Here is a 16,704-nt window from a genome sequence, read left to right as displayed (position 1 = left end):
ACGCGCGCCTCACGCTGCCGCCGTGCCCGGCGTCTTGCGCATCATCAGCGCCTTGCGCCGCACCGTCGCGACGAGCTCGTTGCGCTGGTTGTAGCCGCGCGTCTCGAATTCGACGATCCCCGAATCGGGCCGCGAGCGCGATTCGCGGCGATCGACGACATGAGTCTCGGCGCGGATGGTGTCGCCGATGCGCACCGGGTTCGGGAAGGTGATCTCGCCGAAGCCGAGGTTGCCGAGGGTGGTGCCCAGCGTGAGTTCGGTGACGCCGACGCCGACCACCAAGCCCAGCGTGTAGATGCTGTTGACCACGCGCGTGCCGTAGATCGAGTTCTTGCCGAATTCCTCGTCGAGGTGCAGCGGCTGCGTGTTGTGGGTGAGCGCGCAGAACAGGAGGTTGTCGGTCTCGGTGACGGTACGGGTCACGGCATGCGGGTAGGCATTGCCGACCTCGAGCTCTTCGAAATACTTGCCGGAAGGGGCAGCGGCCATTGGCGGGCTCCGGTTGCGGTGGGTTGGGTGGCGGGCTCAGCGGCCGGCGCGGAACTGCGCCGCCTGCTCGACGATCTCGCGGGCGGTCTTCACGTGGGCGTAGTCGATGTGCTCGCCGTCGTAGATCACCGCGGCCCGACCCGCGGCCTGCGCGGCGGCGAACGCGTCGATCATTCCCTGGTAGTAGGCAACGTCCTCGTCCGAAGGGCTGTAGGCCGCGTTGACCGGCGCCACGTTGGACGGATGCAGCAGCATCTCGCCGACGAAGCCCATGCGGCGGTGCGCGGCGGCCGCAACCTTCAGCCCTTCGAGGTCGTGCACCTCCTGCCACAGGCCAGTCAGCGGCAGCTTGCCGGCCGCGCGCGCGGCGATCACCGTGGCCGACTTGAACGGCAGGCTCTCCAGCCCATCGCGGGTCCACTGGAAGCCGACCGAGCGCGCCACGTCGCCGTTCTTGGCCGCCGCGCAGACGATGGCGGTGACACGCGGCGCGAGCGCGATGTCGTGCGCGAACTGGATGGAGCGCGCGGTCTCCAGCGTCGGCACCAGGCCGACGGTGCCGGCCGCGATGCCGTTGCGCAGTTCGGCCTCGGACACCATCATCGAGGCCATGTGGATGTCTTCCGGGCCGTTCGGCTTGGACAGCACGATGCCCTCGAGCCCGGGCACCACCACCGCGAGCAGGTCCTCCATGCTGTACATGAACGGGCTGCGGTTGATGCGCACGTAGACGCGCTGGCCGGCCGCGGCCAGGCCGGCGATCTTGCGCGCCACCACCTCGCGCGCCTGCGCCTTGGCGTCGATGGGCACGCTGTCCTCGAGGTCGAGGATCAGCGCGTCGGCGCCGGCGTTGACCACCTTGTCGATCCACGACTCGCGCACGCCCGGCACGAACAGGAAGGAACGGATGGGCTTCATGGGCTTTCCTCAGTAGGACTTGGGCAGGCCGAGCACCTTCTCGGCGATGTTGCTGAGCACCAGGTGCGGGCTCACCGGCGCGATGCGCAGGATCATCACCTCGCGCAGGTAGCGCTCGACGTGGTACTCCTTGGCGTAGCCGAATCCGCCGTGGGTCAGGATCGCGGTCTCGCAGCACTTCACCGCCGCCTCGGCCGCAAGGTACTTGGCGGCGTTGGCCTGCGGGCCGCAGGGCAGGTCACGGTCGTACAGGCTGGCGGCGCGGAAGGCCATCAGGTGCGCCGCCTCGAGCTCGGCCCACGAAACCGCCAGCGGGTGCTGGATGCCCTGGTTCTGGCCGATCGGGCGGTCGAACACGACCCGCTCCTTGGCGTAGCGGGTGGCCCGCGCCAGCGCGGCACGGCCGATGCCGATGGCCTCGGCCGAGACCAGCACCCGCTCGGGGTTCATGCCGTGCAGGATGTAGTGGAAGCCCTTGCCTTCCTCGCCGATGCGGTCGGCCACCGGCACCGGCAGGCCGTCGATGAACAGCTCGTTGGAATCGACCGCCTTGCGGCCCATCTTGTCGATCTCGCGCACGTCGACGTAGTTGCGGTCGAGCTTGGTGTAGAACAGGCTCAGACCATCGGTCGGGCGCTTCACTTCCTCGGCCGGCGTGGTGCGCGCGAGGATCAGCATGTTGTCGGCAACCTGCGCGGTGGAGATCCACACCTTGCGGCCGGAGATCAGGTAGCGGTCGCCGTCGCGCACGGCGCGCGTCTTCAGCTTGGTCGTGTTGAGGCCGGCGTCGGGCTCGGTCACCGCGAAGCAGGCCTTCTGCTCGCCGCGGATCAGCGGCGGCAGCGCGCGCCGCTTCTGCTCGTCGGTGCCGAACACCACCACCGGGTTGAGGCCAAAGATGTTCATGTGCACCGACGACGCGGCCGACAGACCGCCGCCCGATTCGGCGATAGCCTGCATCATCACCGCCGCCTCGGTGATCCCGAGGCCGGCGCCGCCGTATTCCTCCGGCATCGCGATGCCCAGCCAGCCGGCGTCGGCCACCGCGCGATAGAACTCCTCGGGGAAGCCGCCCTCGCGGTCCTTGCGCAACCAGTAGGCATCGTCGAAGCGGCTGCACAGCGCCAGGATCGCCTCGCGCAACTGCGTCTGTTCGGGGCTGAATTCGAAGTCCATCGGGTCGGCGCCATGGGCTGATTGGGGTTGGCGGAATTCTAGGTGCCGTGTGCGGAAATCAGAATACTGTTCGGATTTTGGAACGTGTACCGATGAGGGATAACCTAACGATTGTTCGGTCGTTGCGCTAGACTGCCGTCGCACAAGCCCCGGCCATCCCTCCCAAGGAGAGCGCATGAACGCACCCGAAACCAGCGCCCTGATCCACAGCGCGCCCCCCAGAGGCATATCGGACGCCGAGTGGCGCGCGCGCTGCGACCTCGCCGCGCTGTACCGCGTGGCGGCCATGCAAGGCTGGGGCGACCTGCTGGCCACGCACATCTCGGCCCGAGTGCCGGACCAGCGCGACCATTTCCTGATCAATCCCTACGGCCTGCTGTTCGAGGAGATCACGGCGTCCAATCTCGTCAAGGTGGACGAGCACGGCAACATCCGCAGCGAGACCGAGCACATCATCAACCCGGCCGGTTTCGTGATCCACAGCTGCATCCACGTGGCGCGCCAGGACGTCGACTGCGTGATGCACCTGCACACCCGCGACGGCAACGCGGTGGCGACGCAGAAGCGCGGGCTGCTGCCGATCACACAGCATGCGCTCATCATCTACAGCCAGATCGCCTACCACGACTTCGAGGGCCCGGCGCTGGACCCGGACGAACAGCAGCGGCTGGTGGCCGACCTGGGCGAACGCAACATCATGATCCTGCGCAACCACGGCACGCTGACCGCCGGCCGCACGGTCGGCGAGGCCTTCGTGCTGATGTATCGCATCGAGCGCGCCTGCCGCATGCAGATCGCCGCGCAGTCGGGCGGCGAGGAGCTCAATCCGCTGCCGCAGGAGGTGATCGACAAGAGCATCGCTTGCGGCCGCGAGATCTTCTCGCGCGCCGGTTTCGGCGGCGAGGGCCAGCGCGAATGGGAGGCGATGCTGCGCAAGCTGGCGCGCGACGGCAGCGACCACGCCCGATGAGGATCGCCGTCGTCGGGGCCGGCGCGATCGGCGGCTACCTGGCGGCCAAGCTCGCCCTCGCCGGGCACGACACCTCGCTGCTGGCGCGCGGCGCCCAGCTGGAGGCAATCCGGCGAGACGGCCTGACGCTGGTCGACCACGACGGCGGCGCGCAGCACGTGCGCGGCCTGCGGGCGAGCGACCGCCTCGCCGATCTGGGGCCGCAGGATCTGGTGCTGCTGGCACTGAAGGCGCACCAGATCGCCACGGTGGCGCCCGGTCTGGCCGCCTTGGGCGCTGATACGCCGGTCGTCGCGATGCAGAACGGCATCCCGTGGTGGTACTTCCAGCGCTGCGGCGGGCCGCATGAAGGCCACGTGCTGCAGTCGGCCGATCCTGGCGGCCTGATCGCGGCCCACCTGCCACCGGAGCGGGTGATCGGCTGCGTCGCCTTCAAGGCTGCCGAGGTGCTGCGGCCGGGCGTGGTCCGCCACACGGTGACGGCCAACGACAAGTTCCCGCTGGGCGAGCTCGACGGCCGTTCTACGGCGCGCGTGCTCGCCGCGTCGCAGGCGCTGCAGGAGGCCGGCGTCGCCGCGCCGGTGGTGCCCGACATTCGCGCCGAGAAGTGGTTCAAGCTGCTGGGCAACCTGGCCTGGAACCCGATCTGCGCGCTGACGCAGGCGACGGTGAGCGAGGTCGGCGCGATCCCCGAAGGGCGCGAGCTGTGCCTGGCGATGATGCGCGAAGGCATCGCGGTCGCGGCGAGCCTGGGCGTGACGGTGCGCGGCAGCCCGGAGACCCGGATGAAGCGCGCGGACGAGGTGGGCGCGGTGCGCCCGTCGATGCTGCAGGACACGCAGGCCGGCCGGCCGCTCGAGGTCGACGCACTGGTCGGCGCCGTCGTCGAGCTCGCGCGGCTGACCCGCACGCCGGTGCCGGTCACCGAGGCGGTCCACGCCTGCGCCCGCTTGCTGAGCTCGGTGATCGAGCAACGCGGCGTTCGCATCGCGCCGCAGCCGCTGGGCTGAGCCGGCACCAGGGGCCGGCCCGCCGCGGCGTCGACCTGCGCCTCAGGCCGCCGCCAGTTCCTCGGCGTTGAGCAGCCGGCCGCATGGCGCGCCCAGCACCGTCAGGCGGTGCATGTGGCGCGGGTGCTCGTGGCTGTAGTCGGCGAGCGCCAGGTGCATGGTGCACCGGTTGTCCCACATCAGCAGGTCGTTGACCGACCAGGCGTGGCGGTAGGTGAATTCAGGCTTCACCGAATGGTCGAACAGGTACTGCAGCAGGCCGCGGCTCTCCTCGCGCGACATGCCGACGAAATGAGAGGTCTGCCCCTCACTGATGTACAGCGCCTTGCGCCCGGTTTCCGGGTGGGTGCGCACCACCGGCTGGGCCACCGGCGGTGACAGCTTGTGCATCTTCGCGATCTGATCGGGATCACGCTGCCTGAAGAACGGGTTGCTGGAGGTGTAGTGCTCCAGGCTGTGCACCGCCTCGAGCTTGTCGAGCACCTTCCTCAGACCCGGAGAGAGCGTCTCGTAGGCGAGGTACATGTTCGCGAACATGGTGTTGCCGCCGACCGGGGGGATCTCGCAGCAATAGAGCATCGTCGCGGTGGTCGGGTGCGTCGTGAACGAATGGTCCGAATGCCACAGGCGCCCGGTGTCCTTCGTCTGCGACTCCTTGCCACCGATCTTGCGGTTCGTGATCAGGTAGATCTCATCGTGCTCGGGGTGGCGGTAGAACGGCACCGCCTTGTGGTCGTCGAGCTCGCCGAACAGCTTTCCGAAGGCGATCTGCCGCTCGGGCAAGAGTTCCTGGTCCGGGAAGACGATCACCGAATGCGCGAGCCAGGCTTGCTGGATCTCGGCCCGGGTCGCCGCGTCCAGCGGCTTCGTCAGGTCCACGCCGGTGACGGCGGCTCCTAGCGCGTATGACAGGGGGCGCACTTTGATAGACATCGCTTGACTCCTCTACATGCTGGTGCGGACGACGGATGCGACTCGAGGCGGCGGCTTCGGAAGGACGTCCTAAAGCCTATGATATCTCGGCTACCAAACGAGCGTTAGATTTCGTCCGTGCCAACGACTGATGGAGAACCCCGATGCAGACATCCCGGCGCCAACCCGACGGCCCTGCGGCCCGAGCCCGCTTTGTCAACCGGGACGGCTACTACGTGCAAGGGCAGCCCCCGTATGCCGCGCGCGCCTTCGTCGAGGAACGCGATGCGGCCTTGGCCCCCTACGCGCCGACCGGCTTCGTCCTGCTCGACAACCGCCAAGCACTCGGTACGGAATGGCCGGCGACCACGCCCTTGATGCTCGCGCGCTATGCGCGCGTGCGGCGCGGCGAGTGGCTGCGCGGCAGCTTTCGCGCGAGCGGCGAGATCTACCACGTGCTCGCCGGGAGCGGCACCAGCCGCAACGGCCCGTGCCAGGTCGATTGGCGCGCGGGTGACGTCTTCTGCTTCGACGGCGGCGAGGAGACGGTGCATTTGGCAGGCCACGAGGACGCCCTCCTGTGGTCGGTCACCGACGAGCCCCTGCTGTCCTTCCTCGGCCTCGCGCCCGCCCGGGCCTTCGCGCGCGCGGCCGCGCCGCTGCATTTCGGCGCCGGGCCGATCGCCGAGGCGCTGGCGGCGGCCCAGCACAAGGAGGACGCGAAGGGCGACGCGAGCAACGGGAACGCGGCATTCATCTTCTCGAGCGAGGACGGCACCGCGCGGCGCTGCCTCCCGCTGCCCTCGCTGATGCTGGCGCTCAACTCCCTCGCGCCCGGCAAGGCGCAGCGTCCGCACCGCCACAACGCGGCGGCACTGACCCTGGTGCTGGACGGCGAGCGCTGCCACAGCGTCATCGACGGCGTGCGCCACGAGTGGGAGCCGCACACCGCCATCATCACGCCGGCGGGACAGATGCACACGCACTGCAACGAGGGCGAGCGGCTGGCGCGGGTCCTGATCGCCCAGGACTCTGGCATGCACTACTACCTGCGCAGCAGCGGCTTCAGCTACGACTGATGCGGCCCGCGACCCCGCGCGCCGGGGGCGGCAGGCCGGCCCGGGCCGCGATGCGCCTTATTCGACCGGGATCTTGGCGTCGCGCACGACGCGGCCCCAGGTCTCGACCTCGGCCTTGATCATCGCGGTGGTCCGCTCAGGCGTGCCGTCGATGACATCGAGACCCAGGGCCGCGAACTTCTCGCGCAGGTCCGGCATGCGGACCGCCCGCGCGATGTCGGCGCTCAGCTTGTCGACGATCTCCTTCGGCGTGCCGGTCGGCACCGAGACGCCGAACCACAGGTTCACGTCGTAGCCTGGCACCACCTCGGCCACGATGGGCAGTTCGGGAAAGGCGGCCGAGCGGTGCGCGCTGGTGACCGCGAGCGCGCGCAGCTTGCCGGACTTGAGGTACGGCATGGAGGCGTTCACCGTCTCGAACATGACGCTCGCCTCGCCCGACAGCACCGCGTTCATGGCGGGCGCGTTGCCCTTGTAGTTGACGTTGAGCATGTCGATGCCGGCCATCGACTTGAAGAGCTCGCTCGACAGCTGCCCGGCCGCACCGCCCACCGCCACGTTGATGGTGCCGGGCGCGCTCTTGGCCAGCGCGATCAGCTCATTCAGCGTGCTCGCCGGCAGCTTCGGATTGACCACCACCACGAAGGGCGAGGCCACCATCACGCCGACGTGGGCGAAGTCCTTCATCACGTCGTAGGGCAGCTTGCGGATGATGTTCGGGTTGATCGCCATGTTGCCGTTGTAGGCGAACGTCAGCGTGTAGCCGTCGGCGGGCGCCTTGGCACCGGCCTGGGTGCCGATCACGGCGTTGGCCCCCGGCCGGTTGTCGATGACCACCGGCTGGCCCCACATCTCTGACAGCTTCTGGCCGACGATGCGCGCAATGACGTCGGTCGTGCCCCCGGCCTGGAACGGCACGATCCAGCGCACCGGCTTCACCGGGTAGGCGGTCGTGCCTTGGGCGGCCGCGCCGTTCACGGCCAGCAGGGCGGCCACCAGCGCGGCGGCGGGGAACAAGCGTCTTAGCATCGGTGCCCCTTGTCCTAAACCTTACGGTTGTTAGGAGCGTAAACATGCATCACCCGTATTTCTGTGGTGGGATACCCGAAGTAGGCCAAGATTCGTCTAACCTGCGTTAGTCTGCGTACCTTGACGTGCCAATGCGGGTCGGTCCGGTTTCCGGAGCGGCGTCGGGGCAGGCACCCGTGATGCCCCTGTTAGCATCGGGCCAACCGCTATCACCTAACTAGCGAGCGAAATGGCCACCAAGACCCCCTCTCCTCCCGCGCTCAACGAAGGTGAATCGGCCACTCGCGAGCGGATCCTGCTGGAGGCCGCGCGGCTGTTCCGCCATCACGGCTACACCGCGACCACGCTGCGCGAGATCGCGGATGCGGCGAACATCAAGGCGGGAAGCATCTACTACCACTTCGCCTCGAAGGAGGAGATCCTCGGCGACGTGCTCGACAAGGGCATCCAGGCGGTGTCGGATGCGGTGCGCGAGCGCATCGAGGCCCTGCCCCCGAATGCCAGCTTCCGCGACCGCATCGCGGCGGGCATCGAGGGCCACCTGTGGGGGCTGCTGCATCATGGCGACTTCACCTCGGCCAACATCCGCATCTACGGCCAGATCCCGGCCAGCGCGAAGAACCGCCATCGCGTCGTGCGGCGTGCCTACGCCGACCTCTGGGACCGGCTGTTCGAGGGCGCGATGGCGAGCGGCGAGCTGCGCAGCGACAGCAGCACGGCGGTGATCCGCCTGTTCGTCATCGGCGCGCTGAACTGGACGGTCGAGTGGTACAACCCGCAGCGCGGTTCGTTCCAAGACTTCTCCCGCCAGCTTACCGAAATCGTCTTCGACGGCGTGCTGGCGCGCAAGACGGCCTAGTGTCGCGCGTTCTCAGCGCTTCATGCGCTCGTGCAGCCCGCCTGCCGCCCGCAGGGCATCGATCTGCGCGTCGTCGAAGCCGGCTTCCCGCAGCACCTCGCGCCCGTGCTCCCCGAAGCGTGGCGCCCGGCCACCGGGCTGCCCCGGCGTCGCCGACAGCTTGATCGGCAGCCCGATGCCGCGCAGGCCGTCGCGCTCCACCAGCATCTGCCGGTGCGTGGCGTGGGGCTGCTCGAAGGCCTGCGGTACGGTGTTGACCGGCCCGGCCGGCACGCCGTTGCGCATCAGCTGCTCGCACAGCGCATCGAGCGGCATGCGGGCGAGCGTGGCCGCGATCTCCGCGCGCAGCGCCTCGCGGTGCTGCACCCGCAACGGGTTGGTTGCGAAGCGCGGGTCGGCCAGCAGGTCGCCACGGTCCACCGTCTCGCAGAAGCGCCGGAACTGACCTTCGTTGACGATGGCGAGGAACAGCGGGCCGCCGCCGGCCTCGAACTTGTCGTAGGGCGAGACGTTGGCATGCGCGCTGCCCTGCAGGCCGGGCGTGCGGCCCGAGACCAGCCAGTTGGCGGCATACGGGACCAGCAGCGTCAGCGCGGCGTCGAACAGCGCCGCCTCGACGTGCTGGCCGCGGCCGGTGCGCTCGCGCACGTGCAGCGCCATCAGCACGCCGCTCAAAGCGACGTGCGCGGTGAGCAGGTCCACCACGGGCGCGCCGATGCGCATCGGACCGGTGGACGCTTCACCGTTGACGCTCATCAACCCGCAGATCGCCTGCAGCACCGCGTCGTAGCCCGGCAGGCCGCCCAGCGGTCCGTCGGCGCCGAACCCGTTCACGCTGCACAGGATGAGACGCGGATGGCGCTGCGACAGCGCCTCGTAGCCCAGGCCCCAGCGCTCCAGGGTGCCGGGCACGTAGTTCTCCACCAGCACGTCGGTGCGCTCCAGCAGCCGGTGCAGCGCGTCGCGTCCTTCGGGTCGCGAGAGGTCCACGCTGAGCGAACGCTTGCCGCGGTTGGCTGCGCCGAAGTAGGCCGCGTCGCCGAGCTCGTCGAAGGGCGGTCCGAAGAAGCGCAGGTCGTCGCCGGCGGGCGGTTCGATCTTGATCACCTCGGCGCCGTGGTCGCCCAGCATCTGCGCGCACAGCGGGCCGGCAAGCACCCGCCCGAGGTCAATCACGCGGAGACCCGACAAGGCCCCCGCAGCGGCGGCGGGCGAGGCGTGTTCTTTCATCGATGTAGGGTAGCAAACTAACGATTGACCGCCTAATGACGCGCCGGTTAGTCTTGCCCGCCCTATCGACGGCATTGGCGAAAGGACAGCCCGGTTGAGCTACGAATTGAACGAAGAGCAGCGTCAGGTGCGCGACCTGGTGCGTCGAGTCGCGCAAGAGAAGGTGGCACCGCGTGCTGCCGACATCGACCGCACCGCGGAATACCCTCAGGACATTTTCGACCTGCTGAAGGGCCTGGGCCTTTTCACGCTGCCCTTCCCGGTCGAGTACGGCGGCACCGGCAGCCTGCTGTCGGCCTGCGTCGCGGTCGAGGAGTTCGGGCGCGTCTGCTACAACACCGGCTACCTGCTGGTCGTGCAGTGGGTACCCTTCGGTGCCATCCTGGCCGGGGGCACGCCCGAGCAGCGCGAGCGCTGGCTGCCGCGGCTCGCCGCGGGCGAGGTGCGCGGCGCGATCTCGCTGACCGAATCGCAAAGCGGCTCCGACGTCTCCGGCGTGCGCACCACCGCGCGACGCACCGGCGACGGCTACGTGATCAACGGCGCGAAGATCTGGTGCACCAACTCGCACGTCGCCGACTTCGTCCTCGTCGCAGCCCGCACGCTCGACGCCGACGGCACCGCCCGCGGCATCAACCTCTTCATCGTCGAGCGCGGCACGCCCGGCTTCACCGTCGGACGCAAGGAAGACAAGATGGGCGCGCGCGGCGTGCCGTCGTGCCCCTTGTTCTTCGACGACGTCCATGTGCGCGAGGATGCGCGGCTCGGCGCCGAAGGCGGTGAAGGCTTCAAGGTGGCGATGGAGGCGCTCAACACCAGCCGGCCGATCATCGCCGCGCGCGCCGTCGGGCTCGCGCAGGGCGCCATCGACCACGCGGTGGAGTTCATGCAGGGCCGCAGCGCCTTCGGGCAGTCCATCGCCGAGTTCCAGGGCCTGCGCTGGATGCTCGCCGACATGGTCATGAAGACCGAAGCCGCGCGGCAGATGGTCTACCGCACCGCGGCCCAGGTGGACGCCGGCGTGTCGGGCGCGGAGCTGGCGCCGATGGCGGCCATGGCCAAGTGCTTCGCCTCCGACGTGGCGATGCAGGTGGCCACCGACGCGGTGCAGATCTTCGGTGCCGCTGGCATCTCCTCGGAGTACCCCATCAACCGCTACTTCCGCGATGCCAAGGTGGTGCAAATCATCGAGGGCACCAACCAGATCCAGCGCAACATCATCGCCGACAGCGTGCTCGGCCGCGCGCCACGCCGTGCGCGCCACGACAAGACGAAAGCCACACCATGAGCGACATCGAGACCGTGGGGCTCGGCTTCTACTGGGAAGACCTCCCGGTGGGCCGCAAGTTCAAGACCGTCGGCCGCACCGTGACCGAGGCCGACGTCGTCGCCTTTGTCTCCTGCACGGGCATGCTCGAGGTGCTTTTCATCAACACCGAGTTCCAGAAGCACGAGTCGGCGATCCAGGGGCGCGTGGCACCGGGCGCGCTCGCCTACACCTTCGCCGAAGGGCTGCTGGTGCAGGCGACGATGCAGGGCACGGGCTTCGCGTTCCTGCACATGGAGATGGACATCAAGGGGCCCACGCACGTGGGCGACACCGTGCACGTCGAATGCGAGGTCATCGAGTGCCGCGAGAGCAAGAGCCGCCCCGGATTCGGGCTGGTGCGCACGCGCAACCGGGTCGTCAACCAGAACGGCGACGTGGTGCTCGTATACACGCCCTTGCGCATGGTCAAGGGCCGCGGCGGCGCGCACTGAGCGCGCCGCACTGCACACGCTGAGAGAACGGCGCCCCGTCGTCGGGGCGCCGCGACGTCTCAGAAGGTGTGAAGGAGGCCAGCGGTCAAGCCCTGGTTGACCGCGTTGCGCACCGTGGTCTGGGCGTTGGCCGCAGCGCCCCAGATCGGCGTGACGCCGATCGTGCCGGAATCGGCGTGCCCGTACACCGCGTACAGCGAGGTCCGCTTGGACAGCGCGTAGGCCAGGTTCACGACGGTCAGCGTGGTCTTGGTGCCGCCGGCGCGCTTGTCGTCCAGGCCGAAGTAGTGGCCCGATAAAGACAGTTGCGGCGTGAAGTCGTAGCGCGCGCCGACGGTCCACTGGGTCGAATCGAACCAGCCAGCGATGTTGCGGTCGTTGTTGACGTCGATGTAGCCCACGCTGGCACGGAAGGGCCCCTTGATGTACGTGCCGGACAGCCAATACCAGCTGACGTGCGCACCGGTCGGGCGCCAGTCTTCGTCGCGCTGGTAGGCGGCGGTGAAGACCAGCGGCTGCATGCTGTAGCGCGCGGTCACGCCGGCGTTCGAGCCGCTGCGCAGGCTGCCCGCGGTCTCGCCGAAGGAGATGTTGCCAGCGAAGTCGAAGTTGCCGAACTTCGGGCTGTCGTAGCGGATCTGGTTGTTGTTCCAGAAGTCGTTGCCGATGCCCACCGCCGCCAGCGTGGCGCCCAGGCCGGAGTTGAAGCCGGTGGTGATCATGTTGTTGTTCGCCACCGAGATGCCGACGCCCGGCACGCCGAAGCGGCCGATGGTCACCGCGCCCAGCGTCGTGCTGCGCAGGCCGACGTACGCGCCGCGCCGCCAGAACGATGCCGGTGCCGCGGCACCGTTGATGGTGCCGGAGCTCGCCGTGCCCTGCGCATTGCCGTTGCGCGGGTCCAGGCCCGACTCCATACCGAAGAAGGCCGACAGCCCCTTACCGAGGTCCTCAGTGCCGCGCAAGCCGAAACGGGAAGAGGTCGATGCGTCAGCATTCGTGCGATACAGGCGGTCGTTGGAGGTGGCGGTCTTGGTGACCGCGCCAACGCCGGCGTCGATGATGCCGTAGACCTGGACACTGGACTGCGCCTGCGCGGACGCGCCGAACGCGCCCAGCACGCCCAGCGCGAGCATTGATTTTCGTGCCATGAAAGCTCCGGTATGGGCGCTGCGCGGTGGTTGCGGCAGCGTGTCCCAAGGGGTTGGACTTGGTGTTCTTCGAAGGTGGCCTGGGATCGTCGCTGCGAGCGGTTCACCTCCTTCCGGTCAGGCGAAAGCGCGGCAAGGTGATGCGCGCGTCCACCGAATCGCACACGAGTTCGACATGCATGTCGAAGTCGACCGCGAGCGGGTCGCCGTCGATCAGCGAGCTGATCATCCGGGGCCCCTCCTCCAATTCCACGAGCAGCACGGCGTAGGGCGTGTCCTGCTTGAACGCCGGGCCGGGCGCGCGGTACACCACGCTGTACGAGTGCACGCGGCCGCGCCCGCTGGCGGCCCGGTGCTCCAGGCGCTCGCTGCCGCACACGCGGCAGCGCGTCTGCTGGTACAGCTGCACGTGGCTGCATTGCAGGCAGTGCTGCAACAGCAGCCGGCCGTCCTTCAGTCCGGCCCAGAATGCTTCGGTGTCCGCGTCGGGTTGCGGCAGCGGCTTGACGTGCGCGTCCTTGGGATTGATCACCGCGTCGCCTCCGTCCCGAGGATCGTGGTCGCGTTCGTCGCGAAGCCGGCACCCAGGCTGTGCACGAGGCCCAGCTCGGCGCCCGGCACCTGGCGATCGCCGCAGCGGCCTCGCAGCTGGTTCACGACCTCGTAAAAGTGGAACAGCGAACCCGGCATGCCCGAGTGCGCAAAGGACAGCAGGCCGCCGTGCGTGTTGCACGGGATGCTTCCGCCGTAGGTGATCTGCCCGTCCTCAACGAAGCGGCCGCCCTCGCCCTTGGGGCAGAAGCCCAGGTCCTCCAGCATCATGATCACGGTGCCGGTGAAGCAGTCGTAGACGCCGGCGACGTCGATGTCCTCGGGGCTGCAGCCCGCCATCGCATAGGCGCGCTGGCTGGACTGCACGGCGCCCGTGGTGGTCAGCGACGGCATCAGGAAGATGTGCTCGTGCGTGTAGCACTCGCCGCCGCCGAGGATGTAGACCGGCTTCTCGATGCCGAGCGACTTCGCCCGCTCGGCGGAGGTGACGATGAAGGCCGCACCGCCGTCGGAGATTAGCGAGCAGTCGAGCTTGTGATACGGAGTCGTGACCCAGCCGGAGTCCAGCACCTGCTGCACGGTCAGCGGCTCGGTCATCTGCGCGCCCGGCGTGCGCCGCGCATGCTCGCGATGCACCACCGCCACCTGCGCGAGCTGTTCCGCCGTGGTGCCGTACTCCTTCATGTGACGGTGAGCCGTCATCGCGAAGGTGTTGGCCACCGGAATGCCGAATGGCATCTCGTACTGCTGGTCGCGGCTTTCGGTCATCGACCGCAACGCGAGGTCGGGCGACAGGCCGGTCAGCAGGCTGTCGCCGCCGACCACCAGCACCGTCTCGGCCAGCCCGCCGTGGATGGCCGCGGCAGCGGTGTTGAACATGGTCGCGGCGGTCGCGCCGGAAACCTGCAGCGTGTTGGAGAAGGTCGGCTGGATGCCGAGGTATTCGCTCAGCGCGACGCTGAAGCGGTGGAACGGCGCGGAGAACGCATGGCTGGCGAGCACGCCGTCGATCTGCGACTTCTGCAGGCCGGCGTCGGCGATGGCTTGGTAAGCGGCGTCGGCGGCCAAGCCCAGCGCGCTCTTGCCCGGCACACGGCCTACGGCCGACAAGCCGGCGCCGACGATGGCCGTCTTGCCGCGCAGGCTGTCGCGCCGGGTGGAAGCGTTGGAAAGGGACATCGGCTTTGGCTCTCGGGTTGGCCGGGACGGCACTGGACGCACCCCCCGGCCTCGGTTACTCTCGATTCTATGTCTACCAAACGTCCGTTCGGCTGGGTACCAACCCGAGACGTCATCGCCCAGTCCAACCTAACGGCATTCCTGCAACGGGTGGGGAGGAGCCGGCCTACGAAGCGCTGGCCGCTCGCGCCGATGCCGACCCGGCGTGGCTGATGGAAGAGGTGTTCGGCTTCTGCGACTTCCGCTTCTTCAAGCCGCCCGAGCGCATGCTCGACACCTCGCGCGGCATCGAATGGGCCCAGTGGTGCGTGGGCGGCACCACGAACATCGTCCTGAACTGCCTGGACCGGCACCGCGGCACCCCGACCTGGGACCAGCCCTTCCTGCTGTGGGAGGGTGAGGACCCCCTCACAGCAGAGGCGCTACACCTACCGCGAGTTCGACGCCGAGGTGTGCCGGCTGGCCGCCGGCCTGCGCGCGCTGGGCATCGGCCCCGGCGACCGGGTGGCGCTGTACCTGCCCAACCTGCCGGAGACCTTCTTCGCGTTCTTCGCGGTGCTCAAGCTGGGCGCCGTGCTGCTGCCGCTGTTCTCCGGCTTCGGCCCCCAGCCCATCGTCGCGCGGCTCAACGACGGCGGCGCCAAGGCGGTGCTGACGGTCGACGGCACCTGGCGCCGCGGCAGCGCGTCCGCGATGAAGTGCGTGCTCGACGAGGCGCTCGACGAGGCCCCCACTGTCCAGCACGTCGTCGTGCTGCGCCATGTCGGCACTGGCGTCGACTGCCCGATGACCGCGGGGCGCGACCGCGACTGGGCCGAGCTGGTGACCGGCCAGCCCACCGAGTTGCCGACCGCCGAGATGGCGGCCGAGGCGCCGGCGGTGCTGCTCTACACCTCCGGCACGACCGGCAAGCCCAAGGGCTGCGTGTGGACGCACGTGGGCTTCCTCGGCTCGATGGTCACGCGCGACATGCACATCTGCGGCGACTTCAAGCGCAGCGACCGCTTCTTCTTCATGAGCGACATGGGCTGGATGGTGGGCGCCATGTGCGCCTGCATCCCGAGCTACTTCGGCGCCAGCCTGCTCACCGTCGAGGGCACGCCCGACTACCCCGACACCGGCCGCTTCTGGCGCCTGGTGCAGGACCACCGCGTGACCTACCTGGGTGTCGCGCCCACGCTGATCCGCGGGCTGATGCGGTATGGCGAGCAGGAGGTGGCGCGCTATGACCTGTCGTCGCTGCGCGTTGCGTGCTCGGGCGGCGAGGCCTGGAACGAGGCGGCCTGGCGCTGGCTGTTCAAGCACGTCTGCAAGGAGCGGCTGCCGATCGTCAACATCGTCGGCGGCACCGAGGTCGGCGGCTGCAACCTCACCGGCACGCTGCACCACCCGATGCGGCCCGGTTCCTTCGGCGGCCGCGGGCTGGGAGCCGGCACCGACATCGTCGACGAGCAGGGGCGCCCCTGCCCCCGCGGGCAGGTCGGGGAGCTGGTGCTGCGCAACCCGAACATTGGCATGACCAAGAGCCTGTGGGGCAGCGACGAGCGCTACCTTGACACCTATTGGCGCACGCTGCCCGGCATCTGGGTGCACGGCGACTTCGCGCTGCAGGACGAGGACGGTCTGTACTACATCGTCGGCCGCAGCGACGACACGATCAAGGTGTCGGGCAAGCGCACCGGCCCGGCGGAGATCGAAACGCTGCTCACCGGCACCGGCAAGGTGTCGGAGGCGGCCGTTGTCGGCGTGGCGGACGGGGTCAAGGGCTCGGTGATCGTCTGCGTCTGCGTGCCGATGCCCGGCGTGCAGGCCGACGAGGCGCTGGAAAGGGAGCTTGTCAAGGCCGTCGTCGACGGCATGGGCTCCTCGTACCGGCCGCGTGAGGTGCTGCTGGTCGGCGACCTACCGAAGACGCGCAACATGAAGGTGATGCGCCGCGTGGTGCGCGCGGTCTGCGAGGGCAACAGCCCCGGCGACCTGTCGTCGCTTGTCAACCCGGAAGCGGTGGCCGAGCTTCGATCCAAACTCGGGCGCTGACCATTGCCCCTGCCGGGCCTTGGTCGTCAGCGGACCGGCGGCAGGCTGTCGCCCCGGTGCCGATAGGACCGCCATCCGAGCGCGGCCGGCGACAGGGCGCGTGCTCCTGACTTGTCCGGATAGCAAACGGTGTAAACCGATTTCCTGCACAGGCAGGAAAAGCGTGTACGGCGATTGCGCGTACGCCTCGCAGCGTGAGGCGATCCAAGCCAAGGCCGTCACTCCGTTCGAGTTGTCTACCCTGTATGTCCCCTCATGGTTTTTTTGGGCCGGGAAGCCCTTGGCTACTTGTTGAGGCAGTGCCGTGCGTCCCATCACCTACATGGCAAGGCTACCAACGCCAAGTGCGAGA

Annotated in this window: 16 protein-coding genes and 1 pseudogene; 8 read left to right on the top strand and 9 right to left on the bottom strand. The window is 68.8% G+C overall.

All coding sequences use genetic code 11. The features are described from left to right. Positions 1-9 precede the first annotated feature (9 nt). The 3 genes from LRS07_RS08905 to LRS07_RS08895 are packed head-to-tail and all read right to left on the bottom strand — an operon-like array spanning position 10 to position 2,583. Positions 10-489, bottom strand: coding sequence for a MaoC family dehydratase (locus LRS07_RS08905; RefSeq protein WP_260501575.1), 480 nt, complete (start codon positions 487-489; stop codon positions 10-12). Between the two features lie 36 nt (positions 490-525). Next, entirely contained in the window at positions 526-1,407 is an 882-nt protein-coding gene (locus tag LRS07_RS08900) for an HpcH/HpaI aldolase/citrate lyase family protein (protein ID WP_260501574.1), read from the bottom strand. 9 nt (positions 1,408-1,416) lie between these two features. Continuing rightward, positions 1,417-2,583, bottom strand: a complete 1,167-nt coding sequence (locus tag LRS07_RS08895) for an acyl-CoA dehydrogenase family protein (protein ID WP_260501573.1) — start codon at positions 2,581-2,583, stop codon at positions 1,417-1,419. Positions 2,584-2,758: 175 nt separating this feature from the next. Here LRS07_RS08895 and LRS07_RS08890 point away from each other — a divergent pair, with 175 nt between their 5' ends. Both LRS07_RS08890 and LRS07_RS08885 read left to right on the top strand, forming a co-directional pair. Continuing rightward, positions 2,759-3,553, top strand: coding sequence for a class II aldolase/adducin family protein (locus LRS07_RS08890; RefSeq protein WP_260501572.1), 795 nt, complete (start codon positions 2,759-2,761; stop codon positions 3,551-3,553). Beyond that, positions 3,550-4,563: a ketopantoate reductase family protein gene (locus tag LRS07_RS08885; protein ID WP_260501571.1), complete on the top strand. Its 1,014-nt coding sequence runs from the start codon at positions 3,550-3,552 to the stop codon at positions 4,561-4,563. Before LRS07_RS08890 ends, LRS07_RS08885 begins: the two co-directional genes overlap by 4 nt. A 42-nt stretch (positions 4,564-4,605) precedes the next feature. On the opposite strand, the gene LRS07_RS08880 is transcribed toward LRS07_RS08885, so the two are convergent. Then, positions 4,606-5,496, bottom strand: a complete 891-nt coding sequence (locus LRS07_RS08880; RefSeq protein WP_260501570.1) for a TauD/TfdA dioxygenase family protein — start codon at positions 5,494-5,496, stop codon at positions 4,606-4,608. 143 nt (positions 5,497-5,639) lie between these two features. Here LRS07_RS08880 and LRS07_RS08875 point away from each other — a divergent pair, with 143 nt between their 5' ends. Then, complete coding sequence (locus LRS07_RS08875; RefSeq protein WP_260501569.1) at positions 5,640-6,554, top strand: cupin domain-containing protein; 915 nt, start codon at positions 5,640-5,642, stop codon at positions 6,552-6,554. Between the two features lie 57 nt (positions 6,555-6,611). Here the strand turns inward: LRS07_RS08875 and LRS07_RS08870 are convergent, their stop codons facing one another. Then, positions 6,612-7,583: a Bug family tripartite tricarboxylate transporter substrate binding protein gene (locus LRS07_RS08870; protein WP_260501568.1), complete on the bottom strand. Its 972-nt coding sequence runs from the start codon at positions 7,581-7,583 to the stop codon at positions 6,612-6,614. A 229-nt stretch (positions 7,584-7,812) separates the two neighbouring features. On the opposite strand from LRS07_RS08870, the gene LRS07_RS08865 reads away from it, so the two are divergent. Beyond that, complete coding sequence (locus tag LRS07_RS08865) at positions 7,813-8,442, top strand: TetR/AcrR family transcriptional regulator (protein ID WP_260501567.1); 630 nt, start codon at positions 7,813-7,815, stop codon at positions 8,440-8,442. A 12-nt stretch (positions 8,443-8,454) separates the two neighbouring features. Here LRS07_RS08865 and LRS07_RS08860 read toward each other — a convergent pair whose 3' ends face one another. Continuing rightward, positions 8,455-9,672 carry a CaiB/BaiF CoA transferase family protein gene (locus LRS07_RS08860; RefSeq protein ID WP_260501566.1) on the bottom strand — a complete coding sequence of 406 codons (1,218 nt, stop codon included), beginning with the start codon at positions 9,670-9,672 and terminating at the stop codon, positions 8,455-8,457. 94 nt (positions 9,673-9,766) lie between these two features. Here LRS07_RS08860 and LRS07_RS08855 point away from each other — a divergent pair, with 94 nt between their 5' ends. Next, positions 9,767-10,960 (top strand): acyl-CoA dehydrogenase family protein, encoded by a 1,194-nt coding sequence (locus LRS07_RS08855; RefSeq protein ID WP_260501565.1) that lies wholly within the window; start codon positions 9,767-9,769, stop codon positions 10,958-10,960. Then, a complete protein-coding gene (locus LRS07_RS08850; RefSeq protein WP_260501564.1) occupies positions 10,957-11,433 on the top strand; it encodes a MaoC family dehydratase in 477 nt (158 codons plus the stop codon). The genes LRS07_RS08855 and LRS07_RS08850 overlap by 4 nt, the downstream gene beginning before the upstream one ends. A 59-nt stretch (positions 11,434-11,492) precedes the next feature. Here the strand turns inward: LRS07_RS08850 and LRS07_RS08845 are convergent, their stop codons facing one another. The 3 genes from LRS07_RS08845 to LRS07_RS08835 form a co-directional block, all read right to left on the bottom strand. After that, entirely contained in the window at positions 11,493-12,584 is a 1,092-nt protein-coding gene (locus LRS07_RS08845; RefSeq protein WP_260501563.1) for a porin, read from the bottom strand. Positions 12,585-12,687: 103 nt separating this feature from the next. Then, complete coding sequence (locus LRS07_RS08840; RefSeq protein WP_260501562.1) at positions 12,688-13,116, bottom strand: Zn-ribbon domain-containing OB-fold protein; 429 nt, start codon at positions 13,114-13,116, stop codon at positions 12,688-12,690. Further along, on the bottom strand, positions 13,113-14,315 hold the full coding sequence (locus tag LRS07_RS08835) for a thiolase C-terminal domain-containing protein (RefSeq protein WP_260501561.1): 1,203 nt from the start codon (positions 14,313-14,315) through the stop codon (positions 13,113-13,115). Before LRS07_RS08835 ends, LRS07_RS08840 begins: the two co-directional genes overlap by 4 nt. 212 nt (positions 14,316-14,527) lie before the next feature. Here LRS07_RS08835 and LRS07_RS22230 point away from each other — a divergent pair. Further along, positions 14,528-14,596: pseudogene (locus LRS07_RS22230) on the top strand (hypothetical protein); the annotation flags it as partial. A 115-nt stretch (positions 14,597-14,711) separates the two neighbouring features. After that, positions 14,712-16,352, top strand: coding sequence for an acetate--CoA ligase (locus tag LRS07_RS08830; RefSeq protein ID WP_260501560.1), 1,641 nt, complete (start codon positions 14,712-14,714; stop codon positions 16,350-16,352). Positions 16,353-16,704: the final 352 nt, after the last annotated feature.

Source organism: Aquabacterium sp. J223 (assembly GCF_024666615.1).
GTDB lineage: Bacteria > Pseudomonadota > Gammaproteobacteria > Burkholderiales > Burkholderiaceae_C > J223.
This window is presented reverse-complemented; position numbering and strand designations above follow the sequence as displayed.